This window comes from Pseudomonas sp. MS01C9 (genome assembly GCF_058202755.1).
The window spans coordinates 4,891,436-4,908,018 of record NZ_CM177073.1 but is presented as its reverse complement, the minus strand read 5'-3'; the positions used below and the strand labels follow the sequence as shown (position 1 = coordinate 4,908,018).

Annotated in this window: 12 protein-coding genes; 11 read left to right on the top strand and 1 reads right to left on the bottom strand. The window is 61.6% G+C overall.

Going from position 1 to position 16,583, the window contains the following annotated elements:
• Window positions 1–77: 77 nt before the first annotated feature.
• The 5 genes from AC1M7R_RS22375 to AC1M7R_RS22355 all read left to right on the top strand — a co-directional run bounded on the left by AC1M7R_RS22375 (window position 78) and on the right by AC1M7R_RS22355 (window position 8,255).
• The gene (locus AC1M7R_RS22375; RefSeq protein WP_092179697.1) at window positions 78–3,293 is read left to right on the top strand and encodes a hybrid sensor histidine kinase/response regulator; all 3,216 of its coding nucleotides are present in this window, start codon (window positions 78–80) and stop codon (window positions 3,291–3,293) included.
• A gap of 35 nt (window positions 3,294–3,328) precedes the next feature.
• Window positions 3,329–3,976 carry a response regulator gene (locus AC1M7R_RS22370; RefSeq protein WP_053154013.1) on the top strand — a complete coding sequence of 216 codons (648 nt, stop codon included), beginning with the start codon at window positions 3,329–3,331 and terminating at the stop codon, window positions 3,974–3,976.
• Between the two features lie 239 nt (window positions 3,977–4,215).
• Entirely contained in the window at window positions 4,216–4,806 is a 591-nt protein-coding gene (locus AC1M7R_RS22365; RefSeq protein ID WP_053154017.1) for a fimbrial protein, read from the top strand.
• Window positions 4,807–4,875: 69 nt separating this feature from the next.
• Window positions 4,876–5,613 (top strand): fimbrial biogenesis chaperone, encoded by a 738-nt coding sequence (locus AC1M7R_RS22360; protein ID WP_072458440.1) that lies wholly within the window; start codon window positions 4,876–4,878, stop codon window positions 5,611–5,613.
• A 176-nt stretch (window positions 5,614–5,789) separates the two neighbouring features.
• On the top strand, window positions 5,790–8,255 hold the full coding sequence (locus AC1M7R_RS22355) for a fimbria/pilus outer membrane usher protein (protein WP_082339815.1): 2,466 nt from the start codon (window positions 5,790–5,792) through the stop codon (window positions 8,253–8,255).
• A gap of 9 nt (window positions 8,256–8,264) precedes the next feature.
• Here the strand turns inward: AC1M7R_RS22355 and AC1M7R_RS22350 are convergent, their stop codons facing one another.
• The gene (locus AC1M7R_RS22350; RefSeq protein ID WP_053154022.1) at window positions 8,265–8,633 is read right to left on the bottom strand and encodes a hypothetical protein; all 369 of its coding nucleotides are present in this window, start codon (window positions 8,631–8,633) and stop codon (window positions 8,265–8,267) included.
• A gap of 290 nt (window positions 8,634–8,923) precedes the next feature.
• On the opposite strand from AC1M7R_RS22350, the gene AC1M7R_RS22345 reads away from it, so the two are divergent.
• From AC1M7R_RS22345 to AC1M7R_RS22320, 6 genes are all read left to right on the top strand, one after another.
• Window positions 8,924–9,910, top strand: a complete 987-nt coding sequence (locus AC1M7R_RS22345) for a fimbrial protein (protein WP_083526331.1) — start codon at window positions 8,924–8,926, stop codon at window positions 9,908–9,910.
• A gap of 146 nt (window positions 9,911–10,056) precedes the next feature.
• Window positions 10,057–11,622 (top strand): M10 family metallopeptidase C-terminal domain-containing protein, encoded by a 1,566-nt coding sequence (locus tag AC1M7R_RS22340; protein WP_072394671.1) that lies wholly within the window; start codon window positions 10,057–10,059, stop codon window positions 11,620–11,622.
• Between the two features lie 237 nt (window positions 11,623–11,859).
• A complete protein-coding gene (locus AC1M7R_RS22335; protein ID WP_337349292.1) occupies window positions 11,860–13,713 on the top strand; it encodes an ABC transporter ATP-binding protein in 1,854 nt (617 codons plus the stop codon).
• 228 nt (window positions 13,714–13,941) lie between these two features.
• Window positions 13,942–14,733, top strand: coding sequence for an AraC family transcriptional regulator (locus AC1M7R_RS22330; RefSeq protein WP_072394665.1), 792 nt, complete (start codon window positions 13,942–13,944; stop codon window positions 14,731–14,733).
• Window positions 14,734–14,790: 57 nt separating this feature from the next.
• Window positions 14,791–16,215: an NAD(P)/FAD-dependent oxidoreductase gene (locus AC1M7R_RS22325; protein WP_165887580.1), complete on the top strand. Its 1,425-nt coding sequence runs from the start codon at window positions 14,791–14,793 to the stop codon at window positions 16,213–16,215.
• The gene (locus AC1M7R_RS22320) at window positions 16,212–16,553 is read left to right on the top strand and encodes a cupin domain-containing protein (protein ID WP_072394659.1); all 342 of its coding nucleotides are present in this window, start codon (window positions 16,212–16,214) and stop codon (window positions 16,551–16,553) included. The genes AC1M7R_RS22325 and AC1M7R_RS22320 overlap by 4 nt, the downstream gene beginning before the upstream one ends.
• Window positions 16,554–16,583: the final 30 nt, after the last annotated feature.

The following is a 16,583-nucleotide window of genomic DNA, read 5'->3' as shown; positions in this document are numbered from 1 at the left end:
GACTGGAAATCCATTTTCATTTTGTCCAAGGTCGCGCGGTGCGCAACGTTTCCGAGCGTCCTTCAAAGGTTGGCCCAATGACCCATTCCGATGATCTTCTACAGAAACTGACCAGCAGCTCCTTGAAGATGAACAAAGGGCTGATCGTGCTGGGCGGTCTGGCGTCGCTATTGATCGGTCTCAGTGCCTGGGGCTTGAACCGAATGATCGAGGAGCAGCGCGACACCGTTCGGTTTCACTTCGCCAGGCTGATGGAAAACATCGGCGAACAGGACGCCTTCCTCGATGCGATTGCCCGGCAAAGCGCCAAAGGCCTGCCGCTGGATACCGGGCAGTTCCGGATGTTTGTCGAAGAGCCGTTGCCGGATGAAGGCGATGGCATCTACAAAGGCCAGGAACTGTCTTTCTCCCTGCCCTTCAGCGTGAAGATCAACCCGGCCACCATCGAGCCGGGGGAACGCCACCGGGTCTTCGGCCTGGGTGCCCATTTGGCCAGCTACTACAGCGCCTTCTGGTCGGCGTCGTATTACCAGTCGCCGCAGGTGTTCCTGTTCAACATGCCGGACAACTTCGATATCGCCGTGCCCGCTGCCGGCCGCCTGCGCGGCGTCGGCCAGATCCAGGGCGGCACCTACCAGCAGGTCATGAACCAGATATTGCAACGGCTGCATGAGGACAACCCTCGGCCTGCGGACAGTCGCGTGCACTGGGTGCGCTACAGCGCCGAAACGGACAACAGCGCCCCGCCGACCGTCCTGGCCTACATCAACATCGACATGCCGGCCACCCAGCTGGGTATCCGGGGTGCCAGCCCCTGGGTGGTGGTGGCTTCGCTGCTGAACCTGAACCAGCTCAACGAGATCGAGCGCATCATGGAGTGGTCGATCTACGATCGCTTCAGCCTGGTAGCCCCCAACGGTGCCCTGCTGGTAGGCGCCGAAAAGCCTGGGCAAGACCTCAAGGACGGGCTCAACTTTCGTCTCGATGGCCTGGTGTTCAAGATTTCCAGCGACGGGCAACAGCCCTGGACAGCCGTCTATGTGGTCGGCTTCAAGAGCTTCATCGACTATGCCTGGTGGCCCTTGCTGGGCATGTTGACGCTGATGCTCGCGAGCATCGGCGGTGGCTGGGCTTTCAACCGGTGGTACAAGACTCGCGTGGTCTTGCCCGCCCATGAGGCCCACCAGAGCATCGCCGAAAGCGAGGCCTTCAGTCGCGCGATCATCGACAGCGCTCCCACCGGCCTGTGCGTGATACGTCGCAGCGATCACAAGATCCTCCTGCAGAACCAGCGTCTTCAACAATGGCAGCCAAGTGACAAACTGATCGCCGCACTCGAGCAGAGGCAACTGCTCACCCGTGCGGGCCAGACGGAGCTGCAGATCGACGGTCGCCATCTGCAGGTGGGTTTCGTCGGGGCTCGCTATCACGGGCAGGAGGTCTGGATCTGCGCATTCAACGACGTGACCCGCCACATCGAGGATGCCGCGGCGCTGGAACAGGCACTGCACGCCGCCGATTCCGCCAATGCGGCAAAAACCCGTTTCCTGGCGACCATGAGCCATGAGATTCGCACGCCTTTATACGGCGTACTGGGCACGCTGGAACTCCTGGGCCTGACTGAGCTGGCCCCCCGCCAGCAGGAATACCTGCGCACGATCCAGCGCTCGTCGGCCACCTTGTTCCAACTGATCAGCGACGTACTGGATGTATCGAAGATCGAAGCCGGGCAGATGACCATCGAGGCCCAGGACTTCTGCCCGCTGGAACTGACCGAAGAGACCCTGCGGGCCTACAGCGCTTTCGCCCAGGCCAAGGGCTTGCAGCTTTACGCCTGTATCGACCCCGCCGTTCCCGACCAGGTGCGGGGCGATCCGCTGCGGATCCGCCAGATCCTCAACAACCTGGTGAGCAACGCGATCAAGTTCACCGACAACGGACGCGTCGTACTGAGGTTGCGAGTCCTGGACAAGAATGCCGACGTCGCCAGCCTGCTGTGGCAGGTCAGCGACTCCGGCATCGGCATCTCCCAAGCGCAACAGGCCCAGCTGTTCGACCCTTTCTACCAGGTTCGCGATGCGTCCAGCGAAGCGGGCGCCGGCCTGGGCCTGGCGATCTGCCGGTGGTTATGCGAACTGATGGCCGGCGAGCTGAAAGTGGTGAGCGAACCCGGGCTCGGCAGCAGTTTTTCATTGCAACTCAAGCTTGCCTGCGGCCAAGGCCATCTGGGCGACTGCCCGCAATTCGATCCGCACACCCCGCCCGTCTATGTACAGGCACCCACGCCTGAACTGGCGCAGCATGTCTGCAACTGGCTCGAACGACTAGGCCAGGAAACCCGTATCGTCAACCCGGAACAGCCGCCGTGCGCATCATCGCTGTTGCTCGATGTACTGCCCTCGTCCCAGGAGTCCTCCTGGACTGGCCCGCGGATAATCGCCAGGGCCGCCGGTCCTAACCCGCCGGAGTACACCCGCGCCGGTTGGACCGTGGATGCGTACGACATCCGGGCGATGGCATGGGCAATACGTTTCGCCCAGCAGGGCACCGACTCGCGGACATTCCCATCGACCATGGAGCCGCCACGACACCTGGACCTGAACATCCTGGTGGCCGAGGACAACCCGATCAACCGGGCGATCATCAAGGAGCAACTGCAGGCGCTGGGCTGCTCGGTAGTCGCCACGGCGAATGGCGAGCAGGCCCTGCATCAATGGTTGCCCGGCTCATTCGACCTGGTGCTGACCGATGTGAACATGCCGGTAATGAACGGCTATGAACTGGCCCAGGCACTGCGCAGGAACGAGCCGGACCTGCCGATCATCGGGGTGACCGCCAATGCCCTGCGCGACGAGGGAGAGCGCTGCGCTGCGGTCGGCATGAATGCCTGGCTGGTAAAGCCGCTCAACCTGCACATGCTGCGAACACAGCTGTTGAAACACTGCAAGCTCGCCGAGCCGCTCCCCTTCAGCCCGGCACCGCCTGCGGCCGACACGGTGCACAATGCCGACCGGCCACAGCTGTCGCCGAAAATGCGGGACCTGTTCCTCAGCACGATGCAGCAGGATATCGACACGCTCAATGCCACGCTCCAAGGCAACGACACCGCCGCGGTAGCCCGGCAACTGCACAGCATGGCCGGGGCATTGGGCGCCGTGCAGGCGGCCGACCTGGCGCAAACCTGCATCGACCTGGAGAACCGGTTGGAGGGCCGGCACATGACACCTGACCTGGCCAGCGACATCGAGGCTATGCTTGGGCGATTGAGAGCGATGCTCGACGCACTGGCATGACGGTATGACTCAATAACGTATTAGGGATAGCCAACATGGCCACACTCAACGTCGTGATCGCGGATGATCACCCCATCGTATTGCTGGGCGTGCGTGAGCTGATAGAACGCGACGACCGCTTCCGGATCGTCGGTGAGGCGGTCTGTTCGAATGGACTGATAGAGCTTCTCAAACACCAGCCGGTCGACCTGGTGATCACGGACTTCAACATGCCGGCCGACTCACCCTACGGTGACGGACTCAAACTGGTGGAGTACCTGCGACGGCACTTCCCGGAGGTGAAAATCCTCCTGCTGACGATGATCTCCAACCCGCTGATCCTGACCCGGCTCCATGAGCTGGGCGTGGTCGGTGTCATCCAGAAGAACCAGTTGCAGGACGACATCCAGCTTGCGCTCACGGCCATCGCCCAGGGACGCCCTTTCAAGAGTGCAAGGCCCCTGGCCCATAGCGTGAGGGAGCAGAACGTCGCGCTGGATGAACGGCTGTCGAGGCTATCGCCCAAGGAGTTCGAGATTCTGCGCCTGTTCGTCTCGGGGCTGAGCGTCACTGCCATCGCAAAAAGCCAGTCCAGGAGCGCGAAGACCGTCAGCACCCAGAAAATCGCCGCCATGCGTAAACTTGAAGTTTCCAGCGACCAGGATCTGCTGACGTATTGCCTGGAGAACAATATCTTCAGTTGAACAACTCTCTTCGCGCCTACTTGTCATTTCTATAACTTTCAACTTTCGCGCGCCCTCCTCCAACATTCATACATTGACGGTCTGTGCATGAGGCGCAGGCCCGTTCATCGCTCTAAACGCTCCGCCCACAACTAGCCCATTGACATCAATCAGAATTGTCTGATGGCCCGTGCCCCGGCAAAAAACTAAATTGGCCCGGCGTTTAGAACGCAACTTATCTCCGACATATGGATATTTAAATGAAGAACATATCGCTGACACTGCTGACACTTTCAATGCTCGCCGCCGCGGGTCAATCGTTTGCAGCTGATCCGGTAACGCCCACCCTGGCCGGCAGTGGCACTATCAATTTCAGCGGCATCATCAACAACGACGCCTGCTCCATCGAAAGTGCCGGCCTGAATAAAACCATCTCGGTGCCCATGGGTGAAGTGTCCATCAAGGACATGGGCACAGCAGCAGCACCCATCGGCAGCGGCAAGCTGAGCGCGGAAAACTTCGACATGAAGATCAACTGCAACGCCGGCACCAAGGTTGCGATGATTTTCGAACCGACCAAAGGCGCGGGCTCGGGCATCGTGACCGGCACCAAGGTCCTCAAGCTGACTGACGGTGTAGGCGCAGCCAAGAACATCGGTATCGCCCTGCTGAACGCCAATGGCGACCAGATCGACCTGAGCTCCCCAACTGCCGCCAGAATCGAAAACACCCTGCAGGACGGCAGCGCGACCCTGAAGTTCTCCGCTGCCTACGTCACCACTGCCGATCCGAAGACCGCCGTGGCCGGTCGCGGCGACGCCACCCTGCCGTTCACCCTGCAATACGAGTAAGGGCCGGACGGGGCTGATACTGCGCGGGACTTCAGGGTCCCGCCTTTTCTCAATTTCAGGCATCCAGTCATGTTCAACCGACACTTCCTATCGTTGTGCGTGGGTTTGCACTGCGCACTGCTCGCAGCACAGGCAAGCGCCGGCATCTCGCTGAGCGCGACCCGCCTGGTGTTCGACGCCGAGCACAAAGAGGTCAGCATCAAGGTACGTAACAATGGTGACGACCTGCTGATTCAATCCTGGATCGACGGCGAGACCGAGAAAGCGCCAGTCCCTTTTGCCGTGACACCGCCGCTGGCAAGGATCATGGCCAAGGAACAGCAACTGCTGCGGATTATCTATGAGGGCACCGGCATGCCAACCGACAAGGAATCGGTGGTATGGCTCAATGTCCAGGAAATCCCCCAGGCCGCCAAGACGCCGAACACGTTGCAACTGGCGGTACGCCAGCGCATCAAGGTGTTCTTCCGCCCTGTCGGCCTTGCGCCAGAAGCGTATCTGGCGCCTGAACAACTGTCGTGGCGACTGGGCGAGCAGCAAGGTCATGCGACATTGACGATAAGCAACCCGAGTCTCTATCACGTTTCATTGTCGGAAGTGGCCGTTCGTTCAGGCTCCAGCACTGAACACCCGGTGGACTCCATGATGATTGCGCCCGGCGAGACCAAAACGCTCCCTCTTAAACAGGCCACACATTCGAACTATTCGAGCGTCAACTTTTCAAGCATCAACGATTACGGTGCGCAAGTTCGCTATGCAGCGACTTTCACCGGTGCATCGGCCGTCAATGGAAAAGCAGTGCAATAACGATCGCCGCACTCACAGCAGTTCCCGACGCTCTCCGATTTCAATAACGAACCTTAACTTCTGTCGTCCGTAGCGATATAGGGCTGGGCATGTCTTTATTCCCACGCAGCAACTCCAACTCCCCGACAAAAACGACGTCGTCCATTAACTTTGGTCTTAACGCGTTATACCTGGCGATGTTGGCAGGCCTGACCCAGCTCGCAGAAGCTGGCGACCCGGCAGTTCAAGAACCCCTTCAAGTCAGCCAGTTCAATACCTCATTCCTGCAAGGCGCAGCGTCCTCCGTGGACCTGGATCTGCTGCTCTCGGCCAACAGCGTTTTGCCAGGAAATTATCGGGTGGACGTCTACAGCAACGACGTGCTGGTCGGCCGTCGCGATATCGATTTTCGGCGCGTTGAGAAAAGCGCAAAAGTGGAAGCCTGCCTGACCCTGGAAACCTTGCAGCAACTGGGGATCAACCTGAGCCGGCCCGAAGTGGCGGACCGCCTCAAAAACGCTGCGCCGGACGCCTGCCATGACCTGCCGGCCTTGATCGACCAGGCGACCGTCAACTACGACCCCAGTCGCCTGCGACTGTCGATCAGCATTCCGCAGATCGCCATGCAACGAGGCATGCGTGGTTATGTCGACCCCGCGCTGTGGGACGCGGGAGTGCCCGTTGGGTTCATCAACTATCAGTTGAGCAGCAATCGCAACAGCACCGACAGCGCCACGACGATTTCCAACAACCTGGGTCTGCGCAACGGCATCAACCTCGGCGGCTGGAGGCTGCGCAACGAATCCAACTTCAACAGCCAGACCGGCCGGCCGAATACGTTCACCAGCAACCGTAGCTATGTGCAACATGACGTCACGGCCCTGAAGGGACAGTTCAGCGCGGGGGACATTTTTTCCGACTCGCAGTTGTTCGACAGCGTCCGCTACCGCGGGCTGATGCTGAGCTCCGACGAGGGCATGCGCGCCGACAGCGAACGTGGCTACGCACCGGTCATCAGAGGCGTTGCGCAAAGCAACGCCACCGTGGAGATTCGCCAGAACGATTACATCCTGTACAGCACCAACGTGCCGCCTGGTCCTTTCGAGATCAGCGATATCTACCCCAGCGGCTCCAACGGTGATCTCCAGGTGACGATCATCGAAGCGGACGGCCGCCGACGTGAAACCATCCAGGCCTTCTCCAGCCTGCCGATCATGGTGCGCCAGGGGCAGGTCAACTACAGCGTCTCGGCGGGCCAGTACAAGAGCAACACCGAAGGCCTGGCATCGCCGCAGATGCTCAGCAGTACCTTGGCCTACGGCCTGAGCAGCAACACGACCGGCATCGTCGGCGTACAGGCAACCGATAATTTCAGGGCCTTGTCCATGGGCCTGGGTCGCAATACGCCCTGGGGGGCCGTGTCGTTCGACCTGACCCATTCGTCCAGCCAGTCCCACGGCCAGACCACACAAGGCAACAGCCTGCGGATGCTGTACGCCAAGACTTTCAGTGGCACCAACACCAACTTCACCCTCGCTGCCTATCGTTACTCGACCGAGGGTTACCGCACGCTGACCGAACATATCGAGGATCAGAGCTACGCCGAACAGCGTCGCGGCAACTCCAAGACCCGCACGGACCTGACCGTGAGCCAGAGCCTGGGCCGCAACCAGCAGTTCGGAAGCCTTTACCTGAACGCTACCGACCAGCGTTACTGGGGACGAGGCGGATCCCAGAGTGTGTCCGCCGGCTACAGCAACAACTGGGGTGACCTGACCTACAACCTCGGCGTGATCCACACCCAGGACGTGGGAAGTTTCGGCCCCTCGAACAACGACACACAGATGAACCTGTCGCTGTCGTTTCCCCTCGGTTCCAAACCACGGGCCCCCCGGGCGTATTTCTCGACCACCAGCCAGAAATCCGGCGACAGCACTCAACTGGGGGTGAACGGCTACCTATCGGAAAACAGCGACACCTATTATTCCGTACAGGCAGGCAACAGCAGCACCAGCGGCAATTCGGGATCGGCGAGCATCAGTACCCGACAGCCCTTCGTGGACATCAATGCGGGCTACAGCCAGGGGCGCGGCTACACCTCGCAGAACCTGAACCTCGCCGGCTCGGTGGTAGCCCACGCGGGAGGGATCAACCTCGGGCAGACCCTGGGTGAAACCTTTGCACTGGCCGAGGTGCCAGACGTACCCGGCGGCGTCAAGATCAGCAGTTTCAGCGGAACCAAAACCGGCCGCAACGGCTTTGCGGTCATCCCCAACACCCAACCCTACCGGGTGAACTGGATCAGCCTCGACACTCGTGATCTGGGCGCCGATGTCGAGATCGAGAATGCCACCCAACAAGTCGTGCCTCGACGCGGCGCCGCCGTACTGGTGCGCTACGCCTCGCAAACCGGTCGGCGGGTCCAGTTCGAACTGTTCGATGCCATGCACAAGCATCTGCCGTTCGGCACGGTGCTGGAAGACTCAAGCGGCAAGCAGATCGCGATGGCCGATCCTTCCGGCAAGGCCCTGGCCCTGGTGCAGGACCCGAGCGCCACGCTCACCATCAAATGGGCGGACAAGCAATGCCAGGCGAGTTACTCCCTGCCCGAGCGCGACAAGGCTCTGAACTACGAGCGGGTCAGGCTCGAATGCAGGCCCTGACGGTGCGCCTCATGGCGCCGTCAGCGTCACCAGCCAGGTGCCATCGAGCACGGGCTTTCCGGCCGCGTCCACCAGGGCGTAGCGCTGATTGTAATAAGGCTCGTCCGTGCCGCTGTCCGCGATCAGGCGTGCCGAGACACCGGGTGTCTGGTTGCCCTGGCCGCCCATGTGTGTGACATCGAGAGTAGCGCCGCGGGCCGCACGCGGGCATTCGACGAGTTCGATCGCGACGCCGGGGTTCATGTCCGTTCGGCACCCTGGCTCGACGATGCTCCCGGTGAAACGGATAACGCCTTCGGTCAACGCCGGTTCGGCCTGGCACGCCCCGTTCAGGGCCACCCACAGCGACACGCCCATCACTACCTCTTTAACGCCCATAGCGACTGCTCCTTGGCTTGAGTCATCAAGGTCTATGTCGTCAGCGGCAGAGGGATCTTGAGTGTTGTGAAAGAGCTCGGGACCACCGTCCAAGCGATTCCGGCCCCAGCGCAGGCGTGTCCACCCGATCGGTTCGGTGCTGCGGACGTGGCGTATAGGAATCTTCCGATTCCAAAAGCCGGCGACGGATCTTATCGTCGAATTCCAATATCCCTGTCCCAGCCTCCGTCAACCTTCCGACTTCAAATCGATCCCCGCGCAGCGCCGCACCCACCCAGAGCAGGTCTTGAATGACACCAGGAAAAATCATAGTACCCATCGTTTTCCTCGCCTTGACGGGCCAGGGAGCAGAGGCAGCCTGTTCCTTTGTGAAAGGACACGGCCTGACCACCATGCAATTCGATTTTCCGCCGACGATATCGGTGCCCCGGGATGCCCCAAATGGAACGGTCCTTTATGAAACGCCAACAAAAACCTTGCAAGGCGTAAACAGTTCCTACACGTGCCCCTCGGGGTATACCTATGGCATCAAAAACAGCCTTGGGACAACGACACCCGGCAACAACATATTCCCGATAGGCAATACAGGCATCGCCTGGCAGTGGATACGCGTCGAAATCAACAACACCGCGGCACGCGGCTACCCCAACATTGATAACGGCCCCTCCGGCACCTGGGGGTGGAATGGCTCCCAGCACGCGCTACGCCTGATAAAGATCGCCGACACCCAGGGCGAGCTGCTGAAGCTGCCTTCGGGAATATATGGCTATTACTACTTCGACAGCATCACGCCCCTGGCAATGAGCGTGACCAGCAGCACCTCCATCGTTGCCCAATCCTGCGACACGCCAGACGTGACCGTGGACATGGGCAAACACAAGCTCAGTTCATTTGCGGAATATGGTTCGCAATCCGCCCCGGTCAGTTTCAATATAAGGGTCAACAACTGCCCCAAGGGCATCAACAAGATTACCTACACACTCGCCCCGACCCCGAACAGTCCCGCATGGAATGCCAGCCTGGGTATCGTCAACCTCAACAATACGTCCACCGCCAAGGGCCTGGGACTGCAACTGCTTGGCAACGACCAGCAACCATTGGAACTCAACAAAAGCTATGTCCTTGGCGAGTCCCCCGCCGCGGGCGGAACCTTCAGCATCCCCCTGACTGCGCGGTATTTGCGCGTCCTGCCCTCGGGAAGCAGCGGGATACTCGATCCTGGCCTGAGCGCAGGAACCGCGAATGCAGACGTCTGGTTCATCATGAATTACCTGTGACGGACGCCCGCTTTCGATGAGATGCCTGAGCCCCGCTCATCCGTGGCCAGCTGGATTGCCTGCCATGCCAGTTGTCCAGAAACCCTGGCGCATCAATGGTACTGGGCTAGAGTCAACGCTTTGCGATGCTCTAAAGGACTGGAAACATGGCCACCACCTACAGCGCCCCTGGGACGATGATCGTCGATATCGCGGGACATGCGGATAATGCCCAGGACGTGGTGATACAGCCCGATGGCTCGATTCTGATCGCCGGCTTCAGCCAGTACAGCGACGACCTGGACGAGGGCATGGACTTTTCGCTCACCCGCCTTCTTGCCGACGGCAGTCTGGACAAGGACTACGGCAACGCCGGCCGACAGGTGATCCACAAGCAGATCCCTCTCGAAAAGACATACACTCTTCAGGTCCAGGCCGACGGTGCGGTGGTGACTGCCCACGAAGGGCATGACGATACCGCCATCGTCCAGCGCTGGGGGCCGGACGGCAAAGCCGACCTCACCTTCAACAGCAATGCCGCGGCCAGCCTGCCCAGCGGGTTTGGTTCAGCCCCCCTGGTACAGGCCAAGGCCGACGGGGGCGTGCTGGTCAGTGCGCTGGAAGGTCACACTCTGAAAGTGGCCCAGCTGAATGCCGACGGCACCCGGGACATGGCGTTTGGCACGCAAGGCACCTTGACGCTGCAAGCCGACGGCACGTTCGAGTTCATGCAAGGCCTGACCCCGATGGCAGATGGAGGCCTGCTGGTCCAGGGCGCGCCCGGCTTCCAGAACAGCTTGCTCAAGTACACGGCCGATGGGGAATTGGATACCGACTTTGGCGAGGGCGGCATCGCGTCGCTGTCCTTTCTCGGCAGCTACCGTGGCGACGTGGCCATACAGGACGACGGCAAGATCCTGGTGGCCAGCACCAGCACCTTCAAGGATTTTGCCGTGACCCGGCTCAACGCCGATGGCAGCCTGGACCTCAGTTTCGGCAACCAGGGGACGGTCAGCGTCGACCTGCCCGGCGACTCGGCCCTGGCCAGCGAAATCACTTTGCTGGACGATGGCAGGATCCTGCTGGCCGGACACGCCTACGCCAACCATGGCAGTGACTTTGCTGCGGTTCGCCTGAATGCCGATGGCAGCCTTGACACGACGTTCGGCAGCACGGATGGCACCGCCAGACTGGTGGGCTCCTCTGGCGAGGATAAGCTGCAAGGCCTGGAAACCGATGAGATCCTGCGTGGCCTGGCGGGAGACGATCTGCTGCAGGGCAATCTCGGCCGTGACCTGCTTTCCGGTGGCGCGGGAAACGACGTATTGCGCTATGCCAGCGTGGCCGACAGCTTCCGCTGCGCCGACAGTAGCGGCAGCGATCGCCTGCTCGACTTCAATCCCGACGAAGACCGTATCGATCTCAGTGCCCTGGGCTTCACCGGCATCGGCAATGGATACGACGGGACGCTGGCGATCCGAAACAATGCCGACGACACACGCACTTACCTGAAGAGCTTCGAGGCCAATGGCGACGGACAACGTTTCGAACTGGTGATCGACGGCAACGTTTCCTCCCGGCTCAACGAGAGCAACCTGCTGTTCAGTGCGGCGGACAACAGCGCGCCGGCCAGCGCCGATACTGGCGCGAAGTCCGCTGAGGTGCCCCCGCCGGGGCATGTGGAACTGACGTTGATAGGCACAGGTCCGAACCTGCATACGGACGTGGTCTGATCGGGTCACGGGCCAACCTTAGCTGGCGCCACTGCTCGCCGGGCAAGGCGTGACACGGTTCGCCCTTCAGCCCCCACTCGCCCCTCTCGTGAGGCTTTGCGGTGCAATGGGTCGGCCAATCATGGGCTCATGTCCGGTTTCGTCCAGGTACGCCTTGGCGCGCCGCCCCTGTCTCGCGGCCCCTCAGGCAGCCGTTAAGTGGCAAAATCCCCTATCAAGAACTTTCCGGAGACCCCAATGCTTCGTGTGTTTGAACGAAGACTCGACCCCTTCCCACCCGATGAAGCCCCACCGCCCCCGGTCGGTCTGGTCCGTTTCCTGTGGGCCTGCACCCGAGGCGCTCGCGGCTATATACTCGCTTTTGCACTGCTCAGCGCTGGCGTATCGATTTATGAAGCCTGGCTGTTTTCCTTCCTGGGCCAGGTCGTGGACCTGCTCTCGACCTGGCAGGCTGGCGGCGAGGCGCAAGCACAGGAAAGCCGGGTGCTGTGGGGTATCGGCATGGTCTTGCTCGCCAGCATCGCACTGGTGGCGCTGCGCACGATGGTGCAGCACCAGGTATTGGCGATCAATCTGCCGTTGCGGCTGCGCTGGGACTTCCATCGCCTCATGCTGCGCCAGAGCCTTTCGTTCTTTTCCGATGAATTCTCCGGCCGGGTGACCACCAAGGTGATGCAGACGGCACTCGCCGTGCGCGAGGTCCTGTTCACCGTCATTGAAATCGCCCCCGGGATCGGCGTGTATTTCATCGCGATCATCGCACTGGCGGGCGGCTTCGCCCTGAAACTGATATTGCCGTTCATTGCCTGGATCGTATTGTTCGGCCTGGCCATGCTGTACTTCGTGCCGCGCCTGGGGCAAGTCGGCCAGGAACAGGCCCATGCGCGCTCGTCGATGACCGGGCGCATCTCGGACGCCTACACCAACATCACCACGGTGAAGCTGTTCTCTCACTCCAAGCGTGAGGCGCATTTCGCCCGCGCCGCCATGGAAGATTTCAAGCTCACCGGCTTTCGCCAGATGCGCCTGGTCAGCCAGTTCGAGATCGTCAACCAGGCCCTGGTGGTCGCGTTGATCCTTGGCGCCGGCGGCTATGCCTTGTGGTTGTGGCACCAGGGCGAAGTCGGCACCGGGGCCGTGGCGGCGATCACCGCCATGGCGCTGCGCATCAACGGTATGTCGCACTGGATCATGTGGCAGATGACCTCGCTGTTCGAGAGCATCGGCACCGTGCAGGATGGCATGGAGACACTGACCCGCGGCCCCAAGGTGGTGGATGCGCCCGATGCCGGCGTGCTGGTCCCCAAGGGCGGCGCGGTGACGTTCGATAATGTCAGCTTCAACTACAACGGTGAGCGCCAGGTGCTCGATGGTCTGAGCCTGCATATCCGCCCGGGCGAAAAGATCGGCCTGGTGGGCCGTTCCGGTGCCGGCAAGTCGACGCTGATCAATCTGCTGCTGCGGTTCTACGACGTCGACAGCGGAGAGATCCGCATCGATGGCCAGAACATCGCCAGGGTGACGCAAGACAGCCTGCGCAGCGCCATCGGCATGGTCACCCAGGATACCTCCCTGCTGCACCGCTCCATCCGCGACAACATCGCCTACGGTCGCCCGGAGGCCACCGATGAACAGATCCGTGCGGCGGCAGCCAACGCCCAGGCCGATGGGTTCATCCGTCAACTGAGCGACCGGCAAGGCCATAGCGGCTATGACACCCTGGTGGGTGAACGCGGCATCAAGCTGTCGGGGGGCCAGCGCCAACGTATCGCGATCGCCCGGGTGATGCTCAAGAACGCACCGATCCTGTTGCTTGACGAGGCCACCAGTGCCCTGGATTCGGAAGTCGAAGTCGCCATCCAGGAGAGCCTCGATGAAATGATGGAGGGCAAGACCGTCATCGCCATCGCCCATCGACTCTCGACGATCGCGGCCATGGACCGGCTGATCGTCATGGATGAGGGGCGCATCGTCGAACAAGGCACCCATGCCGAACTGCTGGCGAAAAACGGCACTTACGCACGGCTGTGGCACCACCAGAGCGGTGGATTCCTGGGTGAGGACCAGGGCGTGGCCGAGGCGGTGGAGTAACCGCGCCTGTCGCGGGCCGATTGCATCGACAAGCCAGGCCCGTGAAGCGATGAACCGCAACTTTGCGGCGCAGGCAGGAAGAAACGGACAGGCCGGCTCGGCGGGTGCGCATGAACGACAACGAATGCGCCCGGGCCGGCACCCGCTCCTGTCACCGCAGCCGTGCCTTCCAAACCGGAGGCCTGCCAAGTAATCTGAAGTTCTCCGATCGAAGACGTTGGCCCGCTCATGGCTTGCCCGCCCGATGACACCACCCGCCGCACTCGCGATACCGTCCTGCGCTATCACCTGGCCTGGAAACATCGGGACCTGGAGGCGATCATGGCGCTGTACCATCCCGATGTGCAGTACAACGACTTCTTCCAGAACCGCACCATGGGCCTGGCGCAATTGCGCGTGTATGTGACAGGCACCCTGCCCCGGCAGCCGGATGAATACCTGGAGCACACCGATCGCATCCGGGCCGACGGCAGCACAGCCTTCATCCAGTACCAGACCGCACTGCAGGGCAGCGGCCAGCGGGTGGTTTTCCGCTCCAGCGAAGCCATCACCGTGCGGGACGGGCTGATCTGGCGCGTCAATGAATACGCCTCGCTGGTGCATGAACACCCGCAAGCCAATGCCAACCGGGCGCCGGCCATCAGCAAGCTGGGGTTGTCGGCCCGGCAGTTGACCTACATGGCCCGGGACCTGGACGAGTACTTCCAGCGCCAGCAACCCTTCCTCGATCCGGAGCTGGACCTGCAGACGGTGGCGGCAGCGACGGGTTATAGCCGCAACCAAATGTCATACCTGCTCAACCAGGTGCTGGGCCAGAGTTTCTACCGCTACGTTAACCAGGCCCGGGTGCAGTATCTGCTGCGCCGCCTGGCCGAAGAAGGTGAAGCGATGCCCATGGATGACCTCGCTGCCGATGCCGGCTTCAACTCCACCTCATCCTTCTACAAGACCTTCCGCGCCCATACCGGCTGTACTCCCAAAGCCTGGCTGAAGCTGCATTGCACGCGTACCCGCAGATAAGACAGCCGAAGAAGCCGATGCCTAAACTCGTGCCTGAATCGGTAAGCGGGGTATGGCATGGGCGACTGGCGCGGTGTGAGTTTGTGGATGGAGCAACTCGAGGAGCCACTGGAGCCGAGGCCGGCATTGGCCGAAGATCTCCAGGCAGACGTGGCTATCATCGGCGCGGGCTACACCGGACTCTGGACCGCCTACTACCTCAAGCGCCAGGCTCCCCACCTGAATATCGTGATCGTCGAAGCCCAGATCGCGGGCTTCGGTGCCTCCGGCCGCAACGGAGGCTGGTTGATGGGGAACCTGCAGGGTGAGGACCGCCTGCTGGGCGCACTCTCGCCGACGGCCCGGGCAGAAGGTTTCGAGCTGCTGCACGGCATACCGGATGAAGTGGCGCAGGTCTGCCAACGGGAAGCGATCGACTGTGACCTGCGCAAGGGCGGCGTACTGTATTGCGCGGCCCGCTACCCCGAACAAGAACGCCGCCTGCGCGAACAACTGGATGGCTATCGGGCCCTGGGCCTGGATGACGCGGACTATCGCTGGCTGGACCGCGAGGAGCTGGATACCCAACTGAAAGTGGCCTCTGCCTACGGCGGCCTGTATTCGCCCCACTGCGCCACCGTCCAGCCAGCCAAGCTGGTTCGTGGATTGGCGCGAGCCGTGGAAAAGCTCGGGGTGCGGCTTTTCGAACAAAGCCCGGTATCGAGCTGGAAGCCCGGAGAACTGTCGACCGCCCAGGGGAAGGTCCGCGCCGACTGGATAGTGCCGGCACTGGAAGGTTACTCCAGTGAACTTGCGCCCTTGGGCAAGCACCTTGTCGCTGCGCAAAGCCTGATCGTCGCCACCGAGCCGCTGTCGCCAGACCTTTGGGCGCGAATTGGCCTCAGCCATGGGCAGGCTTTCAGCGAGAACAGCCGCCAAGTGACCTATGGCCAGCGTACCCGGGACAACCGCCTGGTATTCGGTGCCCGCGGCGGCTACCGCTTCGGCGGCAGACTGCGTCAGGACTTCAACCTCAGCGGTGCCGAACGCGACCTGCGCCGGCAACTGTTCGGTGACCTGTTCCCGGAACTGCGCCAGGTACGACTGACCCATGCCTGGGGAGGCAACCTGGGAATCGCCCGGCGTTTTCAGCCCCACATGCTGGTGGACCGCCGCCAGCAAGTGGCGCTCTCGGGCGGCTATGGCGGCGAAGGGGTCGGCGCCAGCAATCTGGGCGGACGCACCCTGGCCGAGCTGATCCTCGGTCGTGAAAGTGTGCTCACCCGCCAGCCATGGGTCCTGGCCGAGCGCTCCATTGCCTCGCTGCCGCGATGGGAGCCCGAGCCTCTGCGCTGGCTTGGCTACAACGCGATCATTCGCAGTTTTGTGCTGGAAGACCGGCTACTGGCCAACCTTGAAACCCCACGGTGGCGGCGAAAAATGGCTGAAGGCCTGGCGTCCACCATGGAAAGCCTGATGCACAGTAAGGAGCCCTTCGCATGACCATCGAACACTTCCCAGACACCGCAGCACTGCCCTTGGGCCAGGCCCATCCGGTCGCAGTGCCGTTGGGTGAACCGGTGGCCCACGTATCCAGCAACGCAGTGGAACGCACCGACGGCGTCGAGGCCGGGGTGTGGGAATGCACACCCGGCCGTTGGCGCCGGCAAATCGTGCAACAGGAGTTCTGCCACTTTATCCAGGGACGTTGCACCTTCACGCCGGATGAAGGCACGCCCATCGATATCCAGGCCGGCGACGCGTTGATGTTCCCCGCGAACACAACGGGCATCTGGGACGTACAAGAGACCGTTCGCAAAAGCTACGTACTGATTTTCTGACTGCCCCTTCCATAACGCTTAGAACAAAGG

Bases quoted from the DNA above. Each gene is read 5' to 3' on its own strand.
- AC1M7R_RS22375 (WP_092179697.1), top strand. From the start codon at position 78: ATGACCCATTCCGATGATCTTCTACAGAAACTGACCAGCAGCTCCTTG.
- AC1M7R_RS22370 (WP_053154013.1), top strand. From the start codon at position 3,329: ATGGCCACACTCAACGTCGTGATCGCGGATGATCACCCCATCGTATTG.
- AC1M7R_RS22365 (WP_053154017.1), top strand. From the start codon at position 4,216: ATGAAGAACATATCGCTGACACTGCTGACACTTTCAATGCTCGCCGCC.
- AC1M7R_RS22360 (WP_072458440.1), top strand. From the start codon at position 4,876: ATGTTCAACCGACACTTCCTATCGTTGTGCGTGGGTTTGCACTGCGCA.
- AC1M7R_RS22355 (WP_082339815.1), top strand. From the start codon at position 5,790: ATGTTGGCAGGCCTGACCCAGCTCGCAGAAGCTGGCGACCCGGCAGTT.
- AC1M7R_RS22350 (WP_053154022.1), bottom strand. From the start codon at position 8,633: ATGGGCGTTAAAGAGGTAGTGATGGGCGTGTCGCTGTGGGTGGCCCTG.
- AC1M7R_RS22345 (WP_083526331.1), top strand. From the start codon at position 8,924: ATGACACCAGGAAAAATCATAGTACCCATCGTTTTCCTCGCCTTGACG.
- AC1M7R_RS22340 (WP_072394671.1), top strand. From the start codon at position 10,057: ATGGCCACCACCTACAGCGCCCCTGGGACGATGATCGTCGATATCGCG.
- AC1M7R_RS22335 (WP_337349292.1), top strand. From the start codon at position 11,860: ATGCTTCGTGTGTTTGAACGAAGACTCGACCCCTTCCCACCCGATGAA.
- AC1M7R_RS22330 (WP_072394665.1), top strand. From the start codon at position 13,942: ATGGCTTGCCCGCCCGATGACACCACCCGCCGCACTCGCGATACCGTC.
- AC1M7R_RS22325 (WP_165887580.1), top strand. From the start codon at position 14,791: ATGGGCGACTGGCGCGGTGTGAGTTTGTGGATGGAGCAACTCGAGGAG.
- AC1M7R_RS22320 (WP_072394659.1), top strand. From the start codon at position 16,212: ATGACCATCGAACACTTCCCAGACACCGCAGCACTGCCCTTGGGCCAG.